The following is a 19,269-nucleotide window of genomic DNA, read 5'->3' as shown; positions in this document are numbered from 1 at the left end:
CGTGTGATTTTGTACGAGTATCCCTGCAATGAACGTGTACGTACCCTGCTGAGGGTCGAATATCTGTTCGACCGCCTGCATTTCTTCGCCCAGGACGAGGACCCCCATTGCCATCAGATCGCCATGGCGACGCTGTTCGATCTGCTGGACATCTGTGAGCGGGCCGATGTGCGGACAGCCGTGCTTCAGGACATGGACCGGCATCGCTCCGCGCTGTCGGCCCTGCGTGGCCATCCTGGCGTCGACGACGTCATGCTGGACGGCCTGCTGGCGGAGATCCAGCGGGTCTCCGCGACGCTCGCCGGTCAGGGCCGCATCGGTCAGAATCTGCGCGACAATGAATGGCTTGCCAGTCTGCGCGGGCGGATCACGGTGCCGGGAGGGTCTTCGCCCGTCGACATGCCTTCCTACTATTCCTGGCAGCTCAAGCCGCTCGATCTGCGGACCGCCGACCTGCACGGCTGGATCGAGCCCTTGATGCCGCTGCATCGGGCCATGGCCCTGATCCTGCAGTTGCTGCGCGATGCCGGGGATGCCCGGGATCAGTTGGCCGGCCAGGGGGCCTACCAGGAAATGCTGGGCGGCAAATCCTTTCAACTCTTGCGCGTCTGGGTCGATCCCGTCCTGGGCGTATTCCCTGAAATCAGTGCGAACAAATACGTTATCTGGGTGCGGTTTTCCGCCCAGGACAATGAACTCAAGCCTCAGCCGGTCAGCCGCGACGTCGCTTTTCGTCTGGCCCGCTGCAATCTGTAGGATCCCGTCATGACCAACACAACGACGTCGCCCTCAGGGGCGCGCCGCAGGATGCTGATGTGGGCGGTCATCTGCGGGTCGATGGCATTCGCCTTGTGGCGCTTCTGGCCCGACGATGCAGGGGGGCCTGGTGGCCCGGGAGGTCCCGGCGGACCGGGCAGTCGCGGGTTCCGGATGGGCGGGCAGGTGACGCCGGTGGCCGTCGCGCGGGCCGAGTCGGGCCGGATCGACCGGACCGTGCGGGCGCTGGGGACGGTCACATCGCTGGCGACCGTCACTATCCGTGCGCGCGTGGATGGCCCGTTGCAATCGTTGAGTTTCACCGATGGCCAGACCGTGCGGGCCGGTGACGTGCTGGCCGTGATCGATCCCGAGCCCTTCCGTGTTCAGCTGGACCAGGCATTGGGCCAGCAGATGCAGAACGCGGCCAAACTGGGACAGGCGCGTCTCGATCTGGCCCGCTACGAGCGGTTGTTCAAGCAGAATTCGGTGGCCCGCCAGCAGCTGGATGCCGCTCGCGCCCAACTGCGCGAGCTCCAGGGGCAGGCCAAATCCGACCAGGCGGCGGTGGACGATGCGCGCCTGCAATTGAGCTATACCGAGATCCGGGCGCCTGTCGATGGCCGTCTGGGCCTGCGCAAGGTCGATGTGGGCAACATGATCCGGGCCTCGGACACGGATGGCCTGGTGGTATTGACGCAGAGCCGGCCGATCGATGTGGTCTTTTCCATTCCCCAGGCGCGTCTGCAGGCGCTTCTGGATGCGCGCCGCCTCGAACCAGGTCTGCAGACGCGCCTGTTCAGCGATGCCGCCGCCGGAGCGGCACTGGCCACCGGCACGCTGGTGGCGGTCGACAATCAGATCGATGTGGCGACAGGTACCGTCCAGCTCAAGGCCCGCTTCGACAATGCCGACGAGTCCCTGTTTCCCAATCAGTTCGTCCAGGTCAGTCTGCGACTGGGCGCCGAGCAGGGGGTCACGTTGCCCCTGCGGGCGGTGCAGCGCGGCTCGCAGGGCGAATACGTCTACCGGCTGGATGCCGATGGCAAGGCCCGGGTCGTGCTGGTCGTCACCGGCGTGGACGACGGTGAGCGGGTCGTGATCGAATCCGGCCTGCAGGCGGACGATACGGTGGTGATCGAAGGCACGGATCGGCTGCGCGACGGCAGCAGTGTCGAGATCATTGCGCCGCCGGATGCCGCGACCGGCCCGGGGGCCGGGACTGCTTCAGCAGGCGCCGGGACCGCCACGGATGCCGTCGGTGCCACAGACGCCGGGGCTCCGCCTGCGTCCGGCGCCGCCACGGGCGGGCAGGCCCGCTCCGGTCCGGCAGGGCCGCGCCGGAGTGCGGTCCAGGGCGCTGCTTCGTGAATCTGTCGCGTCTGTTCATTCTGCGGCCCGTCGCCACGACGCTGGCCATGGTGGCGCTGGCGCTGGCGGGTCTGCTGGCCTATCGAGAATTGCCGGTGTCGGCACTGCCTCAGGTCGATTTCCCCACCATCCAGGTCACCACCCTCTATCCGGGTGCCGGGCCGGACGTCATGACCGCGCTGGTGACGTCGCCGCTGGAGCGTCAGTTCGGCCAGATGCCCGGTCTGTCGCAGATGCTGTCCACCAGTTCGGGCGGCTCGTCGCGCATCACGCTGCGTTTCGACCTGGGTCTGCCGCTGGATGTGGCCGAGCAGGAGGTGCAGGCGGCCATCAATGCTGCGTCGAACCTGCTGCCGCCGGACATGCCCTCGCCGCCGATCTACAACAAGATCAATCCGGCCGATGCCCCGGTGATGACGCTGGCGGTGACGTCACCCACGCTGCCGCTGTCCCGGGTGCGCGACCTGATCGAGGTGCGCGTGGCGCAGAAGCTGTCCCAGATCAGCGGTGTCGGGCTGGTCAGCGTGGCCGGGGGCCAGCGCCCGGCTGTGCGCATCCAGGTCGATCCGCAGGCGCTGGCCGCCCACAACCTGACGCTGGCCGACGTGCGCACTGCCGTGACCCGGTCCAACGTCAATCAGCCCAAGGGCAATCTGGACGGACCGCAGCGTTCGATCACCATCAGCGTCAATGACCAGCTCAAGGATCCGGCCGAATACGAGCGCCTGATCCTGGCCTACGAGAACGGCGCGCCGCTGCGCCTGGGCGATGTGGCTCAGGTGCGCCGCGCGGCGGAAAACCGCGACCAGGCGGCCTGGTTCGGGCGCACGCCGGCGATTCTGCTGAACATCCAGCGACAACCGGCGGCCAACGTGATTGAGGTGGTGGACCGTGTCCAGGCGCTGCTGCCCGGGTTGCGGGCCACGCTGCCGACGGGCGTGGATTTGCAGGTGGCGTCGGACCGGACACTGACGATCCGCGATTCGGTGTCTCATGTGCAGATCGAGATGTTGCTGGCCATCGTGCTGGTCGTGGCGGTGACCTTTGTGTTCCTGCGCACCTGGCGGGCGACGCTGATTCCCGGGGTCGTCGTGCCCCTGTCCCTGGTCGGGACCTTCGGCCTGATGGCCATGCTGGGGTTCAGCATCAACAACCTGACCCTGATGGCCCTGACCATCGCCACTGGCTTCGTGGTGGACGACGCCATCGTCATGATCGAGAACATCGCCCGTCACATCGAGGAGGGCGAGTCTCCGATGGAGGCGGCGCTGCGCGGGGCCAGGCAGATCGGCTTCACGCTGGTGTCGCTGACGCTGTCGCTGATCGCGGTGCTGATTCCGTTGCTGTTCATGGGCGATGTGGTCGGCCGGCTGTTTCGTGAGTTCGCCGTCACCCTGGCAGTGGCCATCCTGCTGTCGCTGCTGATTTCCCTGACGCTCACGCCCATGATGTGCGCCCGCATGCTGCGCCCGGAGCCCGGCCGTGCCGCAGGTCTGGAGGCCGGCAGCGGACCGGCGTCGTCCCCGGGGCGCGAGGCAGGCGTCTGGCAGCGGGCCGGGAGGTGGATGGACCAGCTGATCGCCGCCTACGACCGGGGGTTGCGCTGGGTCCTGGCGCATCAGCGGGCGACCCTGTGGGCCGTCGTGGCGACGCTGCTCGTCACGGCGGGCCTGTACGCCGGTATTCCCAAGGGCTTTTTTCCGCAGCAGGACACCGGGGCGGTGCAGGTCATCACCCAGGGGCCGCAGTCGGCCTCGTTCGCGGTCATGAGCCGGTTGCAGCAAGAGGCGGTCGAACGGGTGCTGGCCGATCCGGCCGTGGAATCGGTGGCCTCCTTCATCGGCATCGATGGCGACAACACCACGCTGAATACCGGGCGCCTGCGGATCACGCTCAAGCCGCTGGCCGAACGCAGCGACCGGGCCGATGCCGTGATCGAGCGCCTGCAGGCGGCGCTGCGACCGGTCGTGGGGCTGCAGGTCTGGCTGCAGCCGGTGCAGGAACTGTCTGTCGAGGATCAGGTCAGCCGTGCGCAGTTCCAGATGACTCTGTCCAGCCCGGACGAGGCCGTGCTGACGCAGTGGACGCCGCGGATGCTCGATGCGCTGCGTGCGCTGCCCGAGTTGCGCGATGTGGCCGGGGATCTGCAGGATCGGGGCCTGGCGCTGGCCGTGACGGTGGACCGGGACGCGGCGGCGCGGCTGGGCGTCACCCAGGCGTCGATCGATGACGCCATCTATGATGCTTTTGGCCAGCGGCTGATTTCCACGATTTACACGCAGTCGGCCCAGTACCGGGTGGTGCTGGAGGCTGACGCGACGCTGCTCGACGGCGGCCCCGCCGCGCTGGAACACCTGCACGTGCCGACGGCCTCGGGCGACGTCACCCCCCTGTCCAGCGTGGCGCGCTTCGAGCCCGGACTGGCGCGCCTGGCCGTGCAGCGGCTGGATCAGTTCCCGGCGGTCACCGTGTCGTTCAGCCTGGCGTCGGACACGGCCCTGTCCGATGCCGTCAGGGCCATGGAGTCGACGCGCGACAGGCTGGGCGTACCGGATTCCATCGAGATCCGCTTCCAGGGGGCGGCCCAGGCTTTCCAGGCTTCGCTGTCGAGCACGTTGTGGCTGCTGCTGGCCGCCGTGATCACCATGTACATCGTCCTGGGGGTGCTGTACGAGAGCCTGATCCATCCGGTCACCATCCTGTCCACGCTGCCTTCGGCCGCCATCGGCGCGCTGCTGGCTCTGTGGCTGGGCGGCGTGGAGCTGGACATGATCGGTGTGATCGGCATCATTCTCCTGATCGGGATCGTGAAAAAGAACGCGATCCTGATGATCGATTTCGCCCTGGACGCGCAGCGCGAGCGCGGCCTGGGGCCGCAAGCGGCGATTCATGAGGCGGCCCTGCTGCGTTTCCGGCCCATCCTGATGACGACGCTGGCAGCCTTTTTCAGCGCGATTCCGCTGATGCTGGCGTCCGGGTCGGGGGCGGAACTGCGCCAGCCGCTGGGCCTGGCCATGGTGGGCGGGCTGCTGTGCAGTCAGGTGCTGACTCTGTTCACCACCCCGGTGATCTACCTGTTGTTCGAGCGGCTGGCCCGTCGCCGGGCTGCGGACGGCTGACATGCGGTTCTTCGCCCTTTTCCTGCATCGGCCCGTCGGCACTTCCCTGTTGTGCCTGGCGCTGGCGCTGGCCGGGGCGCTGGCATTGCGTTTCCTGTCGGTGGCGCCGCTGCCGCAAGTGGACTTCCCGATGATCTCGGTCTCGGCCGCGCTGCCTGGCGCCAGCCCCGAGACCATGGCTTCGAGCGTGGCCATGCCGCTGGAGCAGTCCCTGGGGGCGATCGCGGGGCTGAGCAGCATGAGTTCGCGCAGCAGCGAGGGGCAGACCAACATCACGCTGATGTTTGAACTGGATCGCGACATCAACAGCGCCGCGCGTGATGTCCAGGCGGCGATCAACGCCGCGCAGCCCATGCTGCCCTCGGGCATGCGCAACAATCCGACCTATCACAAGGTGAATTCCTCGTCCTCGCCCGTGATGACGCTGGCGCTGACGTCGGACACCGCCACGCAAGGCGAGCTCTATGACCTGGCGTCCACCGTGCTGGCGCAGAAACTGGCGCAGGTCAGCGGCGTGGGGCAGGTGACGCTGGGCGGCAGCTCGTTGCCGGCCGTGCGGGTGCTGGTGGATCCGCGCGCCCTGGAATCCATGGGGATCCCGCTGGATCGTGTGCGTCAGGTCCTGCAGGATGTGAATTCGCTGCGCCCGGGCGGGGTGGTGCGCCGCAGCCAGACCCAATGGCAGATCCGCTCTGATGGACAGCTGCGCAAGGCGGCCGACTATGCCCCCCTGATCGTGGAATGGCGCGACGGCCAGCCGGTGCGCCTGAGCGACGTGGCGCGGATCGAGGATTCGGTCGAGGACATCAACCAGGTCGGCTATTTCAACGACCGCTCGGCGGTGCTGCTGATCATCCGCAGGCAGGCGGACGCCAATATCATCGAGACGGTGGACTCCATTCGCGCGCTGCTGCCGGCGTTCCAGGCGTTGCTGCCCGAACAGGTCCGCCTGACCGTGGCCCAGGATCGCACGCCCAGCATCCGGGCCTCGCTGTTCGAGGCCGAGCTGACCCTGGTGCTGTCGGTCATCCTGGTGGTGGCCGTGGTGCTGGCGTTCCTGGGTAACTGGCGTGCCGCGCTGATCCCCGCCGTCGCGGTGCCGGTTTCGCTGATCAGTGCCTTTGGATTGATGTGGTGGTTCGATTTCACCCTGAACATGATTTCCCTGATGGCCCTGATCGTCGCCACGGGGTTCGTCGTGGATGACGCCATCGTGGTGCTGGAAAACATCATGCGCCACGTGGAGCGCGGCATGCGGCCGGCACGCGCCGCCTTGCGGGGCGTGACCGAGGTGGGGTTCACCGTGCTGGCCATGAGTCTGTCGCTGATCGCTGTGTTCATTCCCCTGTGGCTGGTGGGCGGTCTGGTGGGGCGGCTGTTCAAGGAGTTCGCCGTGACCCTGTCGGTGACCATTGCCGTGTCGCTGCTGGTGTCGGTGACGTTGACGCCGGTCATGGCGGCTCGCCTGTTGCGCGCGCCGACCCGGCGTGAGCCGCCGCCCGAAGGCGCACTGCGGCGGTGGCTGCGTCGCGGCGGCCAGGCTGGCGAGGCGGCCTATCAGCGATCCCTGCGCTGGTCGCTGGATCACGGACGCATCGTGTTGCTGCTGCTCCTGGCCACGGTGGGGCTGAATGTGTATCTGTATGCCAGCATCCCCAAGGGGTTCTTTCCGCAGCAGGACACAGGCCAGTTGCTGGGTTTCTTTCGCGTCGATACCGGGACGTCCTTCGATGAGACGCAGGTCCGGCTGAACGCATTCCGCCGGGTGCTGCTGTCCGATCCGGCGGTGGACACCGTGACGGCCTATGCCGGCGGCCGGGGCGGCAGCAATTCCAGCTTCATCCAGGTGCAGCTCAAGCCGCTGGCCGAGCGTACGGCCAGCGCCAGCGATGTCGTCAACCGGCTGCGGCCCCGCTTCGAGCACACGCCCGGGGCGCGTTTGTTTCTGGTGCCGCAGCAGGATATTTTTGTCGGTCATTCCTCACGGGCAGGCTCCTATTCCTACATGCTGATGGGCAGCGACCTGGCCTTGCTCAGCCAGTGGTTGCCGCGGGTGCGCAACGTCCTCGCCGGGCTGCCCGAGCTGGTGGACGTGGACGATGATGTCGAGGACAAGGGCCGCCGGGTCGAACTGGTTGTCGACCGGGATGCCGCCCGGCGCCTGGGGGTGCAGATGGCGGATCTGGCGGGGGTGTTGAACAATGCCTTCAGCCAGCGTCAGGCGGCGGTGCTGTACGGCGCCCTGAACCAGTACCACGTCGTCATGGCGGTGCAGCCTCAGTACGCCCGGGATCTGCATTCCCTGCAGGCGCTGCAGGTCATCAACGCCGAGGGTGAGCGAGTGCCCTTGACGGCCTTTACCCGGATCACCGAAGGCACGGCGCCGCGCTCGGTCAATCACGAAGGGCTGCTGGCGGCCGATTCAGTGTCTTTCGGCCTGGCGCCGGACGTTTCTCTGGCACAGGCGCTGGCGGCCATCGACCAGGCCGTGGCGCGCATCGGCCTGCCGACGCAGGAATTGCAGTCCGGCCTGGACCAGAGCGCCAGCATGATGCGCGATGCCGTGGCGCAGCAACCCTGGATGCTGGTGGCGGCGCTGGTGGCCATGTATCTGGTGCTGGGCATGTTGTACGAAAGCACGCTCCATCCGATCACCATTCTGTCCACGCTGCCCTCGGCCGGTGTGGGGGCCTTGCTGGCCTTGCGGCTAGTAGGGATGGAGTTCACCTTGATCGCGCTGATCGGCGTGTTCCTGCTGATCGGCATCGTCAAGAAGAACGCCATCATGATGGTGGACTTTGCCTTGCAGGCGCAGCGCCGCGAGGGTCTGGATCCGCGCGAGGCCATTTACCGCGCCTGCCTGGCGCGTTTGCGTCCGATCCTGATGACGACCCTGTCGGCCATGTTGGGCGCGTTGCCGTTGCTGCTCGCCACGGGCGCGGGGGTGGAGATGCGTCAGCCCCTGGGACTGACGATCTTCGGCGGGTTGTTGGTCAGCCAGGTGCTCACGCTCTACACTACGCCCGTCGTTTACCTGAGTCTGGATCGTTTGCGTGGTTCCCGCCGCCGTGTTTCCCCTTCGTCGCAACAGGAGCCTGCCCCTCATGGCTGATCGCGTGTGTCCGCATCCTGCCGAGGACGCTTTTGTGTGGCAATCGCAAGGAGGTCCCTGGCGGCGCGCCATGCGGCCGCTGTCGATTGCGGTCGTCGCCCTGGCCTTGTCGGCCTGTACGGTGGGCCCCGACTATGTGCGCCCGGCCCAGGATGTCGGCGCGGCCTATGCGCACGCACCCGCGCCCGAAGGAAGCTGGGTCCCGGCCGATACGCCGCCGCGCGCGCTGCCCACCGACTGGTGGACGCTGTTCGGCGATGCCGTTCTGGACGATCTGATGCGGCGCATGCCGCCGGGGAATCTGGATCTGGCCCAGGCCGAGGCGCAGTTCCGGCAAGCGCGCGCCTCGCTGGATTCGGCGCGCGCGGGCCTGTTTCCGACACTGGGCGTGTCGAGTTCCGTGTCGCGGGCGGGGCAGGGCGTGTCCCAGGCGGGCAATCCTTCGACGACCTATGGCCTGTCGGCCACTGCCAGCTGGGAAGTCGATCTGTGGGGGCGCGTGCGGCGCGATGTGGAGTCGGCCCGGGCGGGCGAGCAGGCCAGCGCCGCGGACCTGGATGCCATGCGTCTGAGTCTGCAATCCACGCTGGCGCAAGCCTATTTCGGGGTGCGGGCCAGCCAGTTGCAGGATGCCCTGCTGGCGCGCACGCTGGATGAGTATGCCCGCGCACTGGAGATGACCCGCAACCGGCTGGCGGCCGGGGTGGCGTCTCCGGCCGATGTGGCGGCTGCCTCCGTGCAGCTGGATCAGGCCCGTGCCCAGCGCATCCGCCTGGGCTGGCAGCGCGAGCAGCAGATTCATGCTATTTCCGTACTGCTGGGTCAGGTGCCGGCCGGGTTCCGTCTGACGCAGGGGGCGACGCTGCCCAAGGTGCCCGATGTGCCGGCCGGGGTGCCTTCGACCCTGTTGTTGCGGCGCCCCGATGTGGCGGGGGCCGAGCGCCGTGCCGCGCAGGCCAATGCCCGGATCGGCGTGGCGCAGGCCGCCTGGTTTCCCGACCTGACCTTGAGCGCGCAGGGCGGCTATCGCGCGATGGAGTTCACCTCGTGGATCATGACGCCGGCCCGATTCTGGACGCTGGGGCCGGCGCTGGCGCTGAGCCTGTTCGATGGCGGCGCGCGGGCCGCTGCCGTGGCCTCTGCACGCGCCGCCTATGATGCGCAGGCTGCGGCCTACCGCAAGACTGTGCTGGACGCCTTGCGTGAAGTCGAGGACGCGTTGGTTCAGTCCCAGGCCCTGGTCCAGGAGCAGGCAGCCCGCGACCGGGCGTTGGCTGCGGCCCGCGAGACGCTGCGCCAGGTCACCAATCAGTATCAGGCGGGCCTGGTGGATTATCTGAGCGTGGTCCAGGCACAGACCAGCGCATTGAGCGCCGAGCAGACGGCGCTGGATGTGCGCGCCCAGCGGCTGACGGCTTCGGCGCAACTCATCGCCGCCCTGGGCGGAGGGTATGTCGTCGGGGATTACGCGGTCAACTGACCCCGGATCGCCGCAATGCCGTGCGCGCCATGCCGGCGTGCGCTGTCGAGCGTGGACAGTGACTGGCCGCCGATGGCGAAGACCGGCCGGCCCGCAGTGTCGGCCAGCGCGCGGAACCGGTCCCAGCCCAGGGCGGGGGTGCCGGGGTGGCTGTCCGTCTCCAGCACATGTCCCAGGACCACGAAATCGGCCTGAAGCTGGCGCGCGCATTCAATGTCCTCGGCTGTATGGGCCGAGACTCCCAGCCAGCCCGGCGGCCGCGTGTCATTGTGCAGGACGCGCGCGGCGTCGGCCGCCCGCAGCTGGATGCCGTCGGCTTCGGACCACCAGGCGGAAGGATGGAGGCTGTTGACCAGGCAGCGGGCGCCATGTTGGCGGCACAGGGCCAGCGTTGCCCGAAGGGCCGCGTGCAGCGAAGCCTCGTCCGCCTGCCAGTCGGGTTCGCGGAATTGAACCAGCCGCAGTCCGCGCAGCAGTTCCTGGCGCAGCCCGGCCAGCCATCCGGCCAGCCGGTCGGGCCGACCGATCCGGCTGATGCGATAGCGTGTGGGCAGCCGCAGCCAGCGCAGCGGCGGGGCGGCGGCCGGCAGCAGCGAGCCGCCACCCGGGCCGATGGGGTGTTCGGATTCGTCCAGGCGGATTTCCCAGGGGTCCACCCAGTCGATCGCCTGGTTTTCACGGCCATGGGGCAGGCCTTCCCAGGCGGTCACCTGACAGAACGCCAGCTCGACGATGGTCTTGGGGTATTCGTGCACATGCACGACCCAGGGATAGACGCATGTGGCGCGGATGCCCAGTTCCTCGTCCAGTTCGCGCACCAGGGCCTGTTCCACGGTCTCGCCGGCCTCGATCTTGCCGCCGGGGAATTCCCACCAGCCGGGCCAGGCCTTGCCTTCCGGGCGCTGGCCCAGCAGCAGCCGGCCCCGGGCATCGATGATCAGTCCGGCGGCCACGCGGATGTAAGGTTTGGTGTCAGTCATGAGGGATTGGAAAGAGGGCGGGGACGGTGTCAGACATGGCGGGCGGCCCAGTCGCGCGCGAACTGGCGGGCCACGCGTCCGGACCGGGAGCCGCGCTCCAGGGTCCATTGCAGGGCCTCGGTGCGCGCGGCCTGGATCTGGTCCTCATTGCAGCCGTGCGCTCGCAGCCAGTGGCCGACGATGTCCAGGTAATCGTCCTGGGCAAAGGGATAGAACGACAGCCACAGGCCGAAGCGTTCCGACAGGGAGATCTTTTCCTCGACGGTTTCGCCCGGATGGATCTCGCCGTCGGGCTGGTGCTTGGCCTCGAGGTTTTCGTGCATGTATTCCGGCATCAGGTGGCGCCGGTTCGAGGTGGCATAGATCAGCAGGTTGTCGCCCGGAGAGGCGACCGAGCCGTCCAGGGCGGATTTGAGCGCCTTGTAGCCGGCCTCGCCCTCCTCGAACGACAGGTCGTCGCAGAACACGATATAGCGTTCCGGCCGGTCGTGGATGAGCTCGATGATCTGGCCCAGGTCGCCGAGGTCGGACTTGTCGATCTCGATCAGGCGCAGGCCCCGGTCCGCATGGGCATCGAGCAGGGCGCGCACCAGCGAGCTCTTGCCCGTGCCGCGCGCGCCGGTCATCAGGACGTTGTTGGCCGGCTTGCCGTCCAGGAAGGCGCGCGTGTTGCGTTCGAGGACGGCTTTCTGGCGGTCGACATGCTGCAGATCGTCCAGGTGGATGGGCGCGATGCGGCGCACGGCCTCCAGCCAGCCGCGCGCGCCGCGGCGCTGCCAGCGGTAGGCGTGGGCCGTCCAGTCGATGGCGGGCGGCGCGGGCGGCAGCCAGGCCTCCAGCTGGGCCAGCACGCCCATCGCCCGGCTCATCAGCGCCTGCAATTGATCGTCTGCCACGGGGGTCTCCATGTGTCCTGTCGGGGCGATTGGTGTACTTGAATTCTGCGGAAAGTATAATCTGGCTCTTTGCGGTCGCCATCGGCGGCCGCCCATCAGTAGCCGGGTCTGTCTTGAACTTCTCCGAATTGTTCGCTCCCATTGTGTCCGATATGCGGTCCGTCGACGCGGTCATCCGCGCCCGTCTGGATTCCGAGGTCGTTCTGATCCGCACGATCGGCGATTACATTGTCGGCGCCGGCGGCAAGCGCATGCGTCCTGCCATGGTGCTGCTGGTGGCGGGGGCGCTGGGTTATCGGGGCGACCACCATCATCGCCTTGCCGCCGTGGTGGAATTCATTCATACCGCGACGTTGCTGCATGATGATGTGGTGGATGAGTCCGACCTGCGCCGGGGCCGCCAGACGGCCAATGCCGTGTTCGGCAACGCCGCCAGCGTGCTGGTGGGCGACTATCTGTATTCCCGGTCGTTCGAGATGATGGTCGAGACCGACTCCATGGCCGCCATGGCGGTGCTGTCGGCGGCCACCACCATCATCGCCGAGGGCGAGGTCCTGCAACTGCTGAACGTGCACGACCCGGACGTGTCCCTGGACCGCTATCTGCAGGTCGTGCGCTACAAGACCGCCAAGCTGTTCGAGGCCGCCGCCCAGGTGGGGGCCATCATTTCCGGCGCCACGCCCGAACAGGAGTCCGCTGCGGCCGCCTATGGCCGGCACATTGGCACGGCCTTCCAGCTGATTGACGATGTGCTGGACTACAGCGGGGATGTTCAGTCGCTGGGCAAGAACGTCGGCGACGACCTGCGCGAAGGCAAGCCCACCCTGCCACTGATCCGGGTCCTGGAAACCGGCACCCCCGAACAACGCGATCTGATTCGCGGCGCCATCGAGACGGGTGACGCCGATTTTGCGGCCGTGGCGCATGCCATTCATGCCACGGATGCGCTGGATTACACGCGCACCGCCGCCCTCGCCGAGGCCGATCTGGCGCGCGCGGCGCTGTCGGTCTTTCCAGATTCCGTTTATCGGAAAACTCTGCTAAAATTTTGTGCTTTCGCGGTCGAGCGCGACCGTTGAAAATCCCACTGGCAGGGGCTGGCAGGCGTTTTTTGCCTGACCATCGACCTGCCAGGCAGCACCGTCGGGGTGTAGCTCAGCCTGGTAGAGTACTACGTTCGGGACGTAGGAGTCGCATGTTCGAATCATGTCACCCCGACCATTTTTTTCGCAGAACGCACGGCTTGTCGGTCGTGCGTTTTTGTTTGGCTCAGCGGGTTCCGGTCATTTTTGCGTCAGACGCAGCAGCCCCGCCTCGGCGCCGTCCTCGATCACCCAGATCGCGCCGTCGGCCGCCACGGCCACATCGCGGATGCGCCGACCCAGCGTCCACCGATCGGCCTGATGGGGCGTGCCGTCGGCATTGAAGGCAATGCGCACCAGACCCTGGGCTCTCAGGCCGCCGATCAGCGCCGAACCCTGCCATGCGGGGAACACCGGCCCCTGGTAGAACGCCAGGCCCGCCGGCGCGATCACCGGCGTCCAGTACAACGCGGGGGCATCGAATTCGGGCCGGGTGGCGTGCCGGGGGATGGGCCAGCCGCTGTACTGGTCGCCATTCGAAACCTCTGGCCAGCCGTAGTTCCCGCCGGGCCGGATCCGGTTCAGTTCGTCGCCGCCGCGTGGCCCCATTTCGTGGGCCCAGAGCGTACCGTCCGGCGCGAAGGCCAGCCCGTAGGGGTTGCGGTGGCCTGTGCTCCAGGTCAGCGCCCGGATGCCGGCCTGGCCGGCCATGGGGTTGTCGGCCGGCGCGGAGCCATCCAGGTTCAGGCGCAGGATCTTGCCCCTGGCCGCATCCGGGGCCTGGGCTGTTTCGGGTTCCATCCGGTCGCCGACCGAGAGGAAAAGATGCGTGCCATCGGGCGCGAACGCGATGATGCCGCCGGGCTGGCCGCCGCTGCCAGCGGGTCGCTGGCGCCACAGGACGCTCAGATCCCGCAGCCGCGCCCGGCCGCCGGATTCCTCGAGCCGGGCGCGTGCCAGGATCAGGGCACCGCCGCCGTTCTCGGATGCCACGCGGGTGAAATAGAGGCGCTTGTCGCGGGTAAAGTCCGGCGAGGGCGCGACATCCAGCAGACCGTTCTGGCCCCAGGTGTAAGCCGCCGGGACGCCTTCGATGGCGGTCCTGGTCCCGGTCGGCGTGACCAGGTACATGCGGCCGGCCTTTTCGGTGAGCACCAGGCGTCCGTCGGGCAGGAAAGTCATCGCCCAGGGGTAATCGAAGGCAGCGATGCGCTGTACGTTGAACGGCGTGCCGTCGCGCGCCGGCGTCTCGCCGACATTTTTCGACAGGGCGGCCGGGGCGGCGGACAGAGTGGCTGCCGGCGCCAGGCAAAACAGGGCCGTCAGCACGACGGCGGCGGGCAAGGTGGCGCGGTTCATCATTTCAGAGCCTTTCGGGATGGCACCCGATCAGGGGTCCATGCTGAGTTTATAGTCGGCGCGCGCGGCGGTATCAAGAGGAACGGCCGGGTCTATACTGAATGGATCCATGTGAACAGGCCCCCCCGGGCCTCAGGCGCTATCCAGTTTCTTTCTCCCTTCATTTTCCGACTTCGAGCCATGACGACTTCTGCGATGAATACTGTTGCCTATCCCGATACCCGGCTTCTGATCGATAACCGATGGGTCGATGCCGCCGACGGCAGAACGATCGATGTCCTCAACCCGGCCGACGGTCGGGTGATCGGCCGGGTGGCCCATGCCGGCATCCCCGATCTCGACCGCGCGCTGGCGGCCGCCCAGCGGGGTTTCGAGACCTGGCGCGACACCACGGCGCACGACCGTGCCGCCCTGATGCGCCGCGCGGCCGGGCTGTTGCGCGAACGGGCGGAGGACATCGCCCGCCTGCTGACCCGCGAACAAGGCAAGCCGCTGGCCGAGGCGCGCGCCGAGACCCTGGCCGGTGCCACCATCATCGAGTGGTTCGCCGATGAGGGGCTGCGCGTGTACGGCCGCATCGTACCGTCGCGCAATCCGTCGGCGCTGCAACTGGTCATCAAGGACCCCGTGGGGCCGGTGGCGGCCTTCACGCCCTGGAACTTTCCCATCAACCAGGTGGTGCGCAAATTGGGCGCCGCGCTGGCGACGGGCTGCTCGTTCCTGTGCAAGGCCCCGGAAGAAACCCCGGCCTCGCCGGCCGCGCTGTTGCAGGTCTTTGTCGATGCCGGTCTGCCGCCGGGCGTGGTGGGTCTGGTCTACGGCGATCCGGCGGAAATCTCCGGCTACCTGATCCCGCATCCCGTTATCCGCAAGGTCACGTTCACGGGCTCCACGCCGGTCGGCAAGCAGCTGGCCGCGCTGGCGGGGGCTCATATGAAACGGGTTTCCATGGAACTGGGCGGCCATGCGCCGGTGATCGTCGCCGAGGATGCCGATGTCGAGCTGGCGGTCAAGATTTCCGCGGCCGGCAAATTCCGCAATGCTGGTCAGGTCTGCATTTCGCCCACGCGTTTTCTGGTGCACAGCAGTCTGGTCGATGAGTTCACCCAGGCTTTCGTACGCTGTGCCGAATCCCTGAAACTGGGCGACGGTCTGGCCGCGGACACGACACTCGGGCCGCTGGCCAATGCGCGCCGCATCGCCGCCATGACCCAGGTGGTCGAGGATGCCCGCAAGCGCGGCGCCGAGATCCTGACGGGCGGTTCGCGGGTCGGCGAGGCGGGCAATTTCTTTGCGCCCACCATCATTTCCGGTCTTACCGCCGAGGCCGATCTGTTCAATAACGAGCCTTTCGGCCCGGTGGCGGGAATCCGCACGTTCGACCGTCTGGACGAGGCCATTGCCGAGGCCAATCGCCTGTCCTACGGACTGTCGGCATATGCCTTCACCCGTTCGCTGCGCAATGCGCAGGAACTGATGCGCCGGGTCGAGGCCGGCATGCTGTGGATCAACCAGCCGGCTTCGCCGTCGGCAGAGCTGCCGTTCGGCGGAATCAAGGATTCCGGATATGGCACGGAAGGCGGCCCCGAGGCGCTCGAGGCCTACCTCAACCTCAAGGCCGTGTCGGCCGTGGGGATCTGATCCCCGGCACGTCAGGCGTCCTCGTCTGCGCCCAGGTTTCGCGAGAGCCGCGCGCAGATGTCGGCCTGGATGTGCCTGACGTCCTCGATGGAGGGCGTGGCGGCCGCATCGATGCGCGCGATGTACGGCACATTGATGGCCGCCACCACTTTGTGGTTCAGGCCGTACACGGGGAAGGCGATATTGGTGACGCCCTGGATCTGCTTGCTGGGCATCAGTGAATGGCCCGCGCGCCGCACATCGGCCAGCAGCGACAGCAGATGGCCGGGGTCCATGTCGAGCTCCCCTTCGACCTTGCTGTGGTTGCGCAGCATGCGGGCCCGGCCGGTTTCGTCCTGGTAGGCCAGCAGAATGTGGCCCGAGGACGTGTCCGTCAGCCCCATGAATGAACCGGTCTTCAGTCCGAAGGACCAGCGGTCGGGGCCGTCTGCCTGGGCGATGACCACGCTGCATCCTTGTTCATAGACCGCCAGATGGCATGACTGCCGCGCGCGTTCGGCCAGCTCATTGAGCAGCGGCAAGGCCGTCTGGATCATGCGTTTGAGGGGCGGCTGGCGGTGTGCCAGACAGAACATCTTCAGCGTGAGGGTGTAGCGGTCGTTGGCGTCGGCCTGGATGTAGCCCCTGCGGTGCAGTGCCACCACCATGCGGAAAATCTGGCTGGTGTTGCGGTCCAGAGCGTCGGCCAGCTGCTTGAGTGTGCAGCCTTCGGCGGTCCTGCTCAGAACCTCCAGAATGTCGAGTCCCTTGTCCAGGGCGGGGGCGCTGTAGCGCACGGTTTCCTCAGTGGGGGCGAGGCGTGGAGCGGCAGGGAGAGAGGGCATGTTCGGTGGACGCGATATTTTCATTGAGGATGAAATCATCCGGGGGGATCTGGCGAAGGGTGATCCAGCAATTTTATTTTATTAGGAAAATTATAAATTCATATAAAAAATAAAAAAGCAGGATATTACAAGAAAATCATGGATTACAGGGTAAATACTTACCGATAATCCTCTCTATCCATTTGTTTATCAATGTTTTGATGGATAAGATGTGTCTTGGTTCAAATAAGAAATTCATTTTCATATAAGGAATGGATTTCATCACTCACCACCCGGGTAGGGCAATCCGCAGCCATTGCTGGATCGATCCTCGGGTTCGCAAGACCAGGAGCATCCATCATGGCAGGTCGTCTTTCCGGGAAAACTGCGCTCGTCACCGCGGCGGGCAATGGTATTGGCAAGGCCACGGCCCTGCATTTTCAGCGCGAAGGCGCCCGGGTCATCGCCACCGACATCAACGAGGAGGCGCTGCGCGCGCTGACGGGCTGCGAGACCCGCGGGCTCGACGTCACTAAGCCCGCCGCCATCGCAGCGCTGGTGGCCGAGGTCGGTCCGGTCGATGTGCTCTTCAATTGCGCCGGCTACGTGGACAGCGGTTCCATTCTCGATTGCAGCCGTGAGGCCTGGGATTTTTCGTTCGGCCTGAACGTCACGTCCATGTACGAAATGTGCCGCGCCGTGCTGCCGGGCATGCTCGACAAGGGCGCGGGCTCCATCGTCAATGTCTCGTCGGTGGCTTCCAGCATCAAGGGGGTGCCCAACCGGTTCGTGTACGGCACGACCAAGGCGGCGGTCATCGGCCTGAGCAAGGCCATCGCGGCCGACTTCGTCGGCCGGGGGATCCGCTGCAATGCCATCTGCCCGGGGACGGTCGAATCGCCGTCGCTGCGCGACCGCATGCAGGCCCAGGCGCAGGTGCAGACGGCGTCCCTCGATCAGGTGCGAGATGCCTTTGTGGCGCGTCAACCCATCGGCCGTCTGGGCACACCCGAAGAAATCGCCGCGTTGGCCGTCTACCTGGCCGGCGATGAATCCGGCTATACGACCGGCGCCATTCACATCATCGACGGCGGTTGGGTCAACTGATCTTCGTCCTCCAGGAGAATTCTCATGAAACTGTTGCGTCACGGCCCGGTGGGCCAGGAAAAACCGGCGCTGGTCGACGATCAGGGCGGCATTCGTGATCTGTCCGGTGTCATCGACGACATCACGGCCGGATCCCTGCGGCCCGCCGCGCTGGCGGCCTTGCGGGCGGTCGATCCGCAATCGCTGCCGCTGATCGCGCAGCCCGGGCGGATCGGCGTGCCGCTGCGCAATCCGGGCAAGTTCCTTTGCGTGGGCCTGAACTACAGCGACCATGCGGCCGAAACCGGCGCCGACATTCCGGCCGAGCCCGTGCTGTTCAACAAGTGGTCCCGGCCGTCGGGCGCCCAAGATCCGATCGTGCTGCCCCAGGGTTCGGTCAAGACCGATTGGGAAGTCGAGCTGGGCGTGATCATCGGCAGCAAGGCCCGCTATGTCTCCAAGGAGGACGCGCTGGCCCATGTGGCCGGCTATTGCGTCATCAACGACGTATCCGAGCGCGAGTACCAGATCGAGCGCAGCGGGACGTGGGACAAGGGCAAGGGCTGCGATACGTTCGGCCCCATCGGTCCCTGGCTGGTGACGGCCGACGAAGTGGCCGATCCGCAGAATCTTGCCATGTGGCTCGAGGTCAACGGCAAGCGCTATCAGAACGGCAACAGCAAGACCATGATCTTCGATGTGACCACCCTGGTGCATTACATCAGCCGCTTCACGACGCTGTATCCGGGCGACATCATCTCCACGGGCACGCCGCCGGGCGTCGGGCTTGGACAAAAGCCGCCGGTCTATCTGAAGCAGGGCGACACGGTCCGGCTCGGCATCGAGGGGCTGGGCGAGCAGTGCCAGCAGGTGATGGCCTGGGATGCGTCGCTGCTCGACTGAGTTCCATTGTGCATTACCAGTTCCAGTTCGACGCCATCTTCGAGTCGTGGCCGTTGCTGCTGCAAGGGACGCTGAAAACCATCCAGCTTTCCATGGGCGCGATGGTCATCGGGCTGCTGATCGCCATCTTCTGCTCCTGGGGCAAAAGTCATGGCGGACGTCTGCTGAGACTGGTCATCGATACCTATATCGAGGTGATTCGCAACACGCCGTTTCTGGTGCAACTGTTTTTTTTCTTTTTCGCGCTGCCCTCCCTGGGTGTCCAGATGACGGCCACGATGGCCGCCCTGGTCACCATGTTCGTCAATCTCGGCGCGTTCGCCACGGAAATCCTGCGCGCGGGGATCGAGGCCATCCCGAAAGGCCAGGTCGAGGCCGGCCTGGCCTTGAATCTGAAGCGCTACCAGGTGTTCCTGCATGTGGTGCTGCGGCCCGCCCTGAAAACGATCTTTCCGGCGTTGTCCAGCCAGTTCATCCTGTTGATGCTGACGTCCAGCATCGTGTCGGCGGTGTCCGCCGACGATCTGGCCTCCGTGGCGGCCAATATCCAGTCCGTGACGTTTCGCAGCTTTGAGATCTACATTACGGTCACCATCATCTACTTTGTCCTGTCGCTGATGTTCATGGGCCTGTTCAGGGTGGTCTGGCGCCGTTTCCTCTACTACCCGGAGGGGCGCTGAC

General features: G+C 66.4%; 14 protein-coding genes and 1 tRNA gene. 11 read left to right on the top strand and 4 right to left on the bottom strand.

All coding sequences use genetic code 11. From position 1 onward, the window contains the following. The first annotated feature begins 3 nt into the window (after window positions 1–3). From zapD to ACK5JE_RS02750, 5 genes are read left to right on the top strand one after another with little or no spacing between them, the layout of a single operon-like run. Entirely contained in the window at window positions 4–756 is a 753-nt protein-coding gene (gene zapD / locus ACK5JE_RS02770; protein WP_416800190.1) for a cell division protein ZapD, read from the top strand. Window positions 757–765: 9 nt separating this feature from the next. After that, window positions 766–2,127 (top strand): efflux RND transporter periplasmic adaptor subunit, encoded by a 1,362-nt coding sequence (locus tag ACK5JE_RS02765; RefSeq protein ID WP_416800189.1) that lies wholly within the window; start codon window positions 766–768, stop codon window positions 2,125–2,127. Beyond that, entirely contained in the window at window positions 2,124–5,246 is a 3,123-nt protein-coding gene (locus ACK5JE_RS02760; RefSeq protein WP_416800188.1) for a multidrug efflux RND transporter permease subunit, read from the top strand. Before ACK5JE_RS02765 ends, ACK5JE_RS02760 begins: the two co-directional genes overlap by 4 nt. 1 nt (window position 5,247) lies before the next feature. After that, window positions 5,248–8,358, top strand: a complete 3,111-nt coding sequence (locus tag ACK5JE_RS02755) for an efflux RND transporter permease subunit (protein WP_416800187.1) — start codon at window positions 5,248–5,250, stop codon at window positions 8,356–8,358. Next, a complete protein-coding gene (locus ACK5JE_RS02750; RefSeq protein WP_416800186.1) occupies window positions 8,351–9,838 on the top strand; it encodes an efflux transporter outer membrane subunit in 1,488 nt (495 codons plus the stop codon). Before ACK5JE_RS02755 ends, ACK5JE_RS02750 begins: the two co-directional genes overlap by 8 nt. Here ACK5JE_RS02750 and ACK5JE_RS02745 read toward each other — a convergent pair. Together ACK5JE_RS02745 and ACK5JE_RS02740 are read right to left on the bottom strand one after the other, a co-directional pair. After that, entirely contained in the window at window positions 9,823–10,818 is a 996-nt protein-coding gene (locus ACK5JE_RS02745) for a Nudix family hydrolase (RefSeq protein ID WP_416800185.1), read from the bottom strand. The two genes, ACK5JE_RS02750 and ACK5JE_RS02745, sit on opposite strands and share 16 nt — an antisense overlap. Window positions 10,819–10,847: 29 nt before the next feature. Then, window positions 10,848–11,726 carry an ATP-binding protein gene (locus tag ACK5JE_RS02740; RefSeq protein WP_416800184.1) on the bottom strand — a complete coding sequence of 293 codons (879 nt, stop codon included), beginning with the start codon at window positions 11,724–11,726 and terminating at the stop codon, window positions 10,848–10,850. A gap of 101 nt (window positions 11,727–11,827) precedes the next feature. Here ACK5JE_RS02740 and ispB point away from each other — a divergent pair, with 101 nt between their 5' ends. Further along, the gene (gene ispB, locus ACK5JE_RS02735; protein WP_416800183.1) at window positions 11,828–12,793 is read left to right on the top strand and encodes an octaprenyl diphosphate synthase; all 966 of its coding nucleotides are present in this window, start codon (window positions 11,828–11,830) and stop codon (window positions 12,791–12,793) included. A gap of 65 nt (window positions 12,794–12,858) precedes the next feature. Next, window positions 12,859–12,935: transfer RNA gene (locus tag ACK5JE_RS02730), tRNA-Pro, on the top strand. Window positions 12,936–12,997: 62 nt separating this feature from the next. Here ACK5JE_RS02730 and ACK5JE_RS02725 read toward each other — a convergent pair. Beyond that, the gene (locus tag ACK5JE_RS02725; protein WP_416800182.1) at window positions 12,998–14,158 is read right to left on the bottom strand and encodes a PQQ-dependent sugar dehydrogenase; all 1,161 of its coding nucleotides are present in this window, start codon (window positions 14,156–14,158) and stop codon (window positions 12,998–13,000) included. A 192-nt stretch (window positions 14,159–14,350) separates the two neighbouring features. On the opposite strand from ACK5JE_RS02725, the gene ACK5JE_RS02720 reads away from it, so the two are divergent. Next, window positions 14,351–15,796, top strand: coding sequence for an NAD-dependent succinate-semialdehyde dehydrogenase (locus ACK5JE_RS02720; RefSeq protein ID WP_416800181.1), 1,446 nt, complete (start codon window positions 14,351–14,353; stop codon window positions 15,794–15,796). 11 nt (window positions 15,797–15,807) lie between these two features. Here the strand turns inward: ACK5JE_RS02720 and ACK5JE_RS02715 are convergent, their stop codons facing one another. Further along, the gene (locus ACK5JE_RS02715; protein WP_416800180.1) at window positions 15,808–16,620 is read right to left on the bottom strand and encodes an IclR family transcriptional regulator; all 813 of its coding nucleotides are present in this window, start codon (window positions 16,618–16,620) and stop codon (window positions 15,808–15,810) included. 339 nt (window positions 16,621–16,959) lie between these two features. Here ACK5JE_RS02715 and ACK5JE_RS02710 point away from each other — a divergent pair, with 339 nt between their 5' ends. From ACK5JE_RS02710 to ACK5JE_RS02700, 3 genes are read left to right on the top strand one after another with little or no spacing between them, the layout of a single operon-like run. Beyond that, complete coding sequence (locus ACK5JE_RS02710) at window positions 16,960–17,706, top strand: SDR family oxidoreductase (RefSeq protein WP_416800179.1); 747 nt, start codon at window positions 16,960–16,962, stop codon at window positions 17,704–17,706. A gap of 24 nt (window positions 17,707–17,730) precedes the next feature. Then, the gene (locus ACK5JE_RS02705) at window positions 17,731–18,588 is read left to right on the top strand and encodes a fumarylacetoacetate hydrolase family protein (protein WP_416800178.1); all 858 of its coding nucleotides are present in this window, start codon (window positions 17,731–17,733) and stop codon (window positions 18,586–18,588) included. A gap of 8 nt (window positions 18,589–18,596) precedes the next feature. Beyond that, window positions 18,597–19,268, top strand: a complete 672-nt coding sequence (locus ACK5JE_RS02700) for an amino acid ABC transporter permease (protein ID WP_416800177.1) — start codon at window positions 18,597–18,599, stop codon at window positions 19,266–19,268. The last annotated feature ends 1 nt before the right edge of the window (window position 19,269 follow it).

Source organism: Castellaniella sp. (genome assembly GCF_047971665.1).
Taxonomy (GTDB): domain Bacteria; phylum Pseudomonadota; class Gammaproteobacteria; order Burkholderiales; family Burkholderiaceae_B; genus Castellaniella.
The sequence above is the reverse complement of the archived record's forward strand: the minus strand, read 5'-3'. Positions and strand labels throughout refer to the sequence as shown.

What these genes read in the sequence shown, in the direction of transcription:
- ACK5JE_RS02765 (WP_416800189.1), top strand. Translation starts at nt 766, where the DNA reads ATGACCAACACAACGACGTCGCCCTCAGGGGCGCGCCGCAGGATGCTG.
- ACK5JE_RS02755 (WP_416800187.1), top strand. Translation starts at nt 5,248, where the DNA reads ATGCGGTTCTTCGCCCTTTTCCTGCATCGGCCCGTCGGCACTTCCCTG.
- ACK5JE_RS02750 (WP_416800186.1), top strand. Translation starts at nt 8,351, where the DNA reads ATGGCTGATCGCGTGTGTCCGCATCCTGCCGAGGACGCTTTTGTGTGG.
- ACK5JE_RS02745 (WP_416800185.1), bottom strand. Translation starts at nt 10,818, where the DNA reads ATGACTGACACCAAACCTTACATCCGCGTGGCCGCCGGACTGATCATC.
- ACK5JE_RS02740 (WP_416800184.1), bottom strand. Translation starts at nt 11,726, where the DNA reads ATGGAGACCCCCGTGGCAGACGATCAATTGCAGGCGCTGATGAGCCGG.
- ACK5JE_RS02725 (WP_416800182.1), bottom strand. Translation starts at nt 14,158, where the DNA reads ATGATGAACCGCGCCACCTTGCCCGCCGCCGTCGTGCTGACGGCCCTG.
- ACK5JE_RS02720 (WP_416800181.1), top strand. Translation starts at nt 14,351, where the DNA reads ATGAATACTGTTGCCTATCCCGATACCCGGCTTCTGATCGATAACCGA.
- ACK5JE_RS02715 (WP_416800180.1), bottom strand. Translation starts at nt 16,620, where the DNA reads ATGCCCTCTCTCCCTGCCGCTCCACGCCTCGCCCCCACTGAGGAAACC.
- ACK5JE_RS02710 (WP_416800179.1), top strand. Translation starts at nt 16,960, where the DNA reads ATGGCAGGTCGTCTTTCCGGGAAAACTGCGCTCGTCACCGCGGCGGGC.
- ACK5JE_RS02705 (WP_416800178.1), top strand. Translation starts at nt 17,731, where the DNA reads ATGAAACTGTTGCGTCACGGCCCGGTGGGCCAGGAAAAACCGGCGCTG.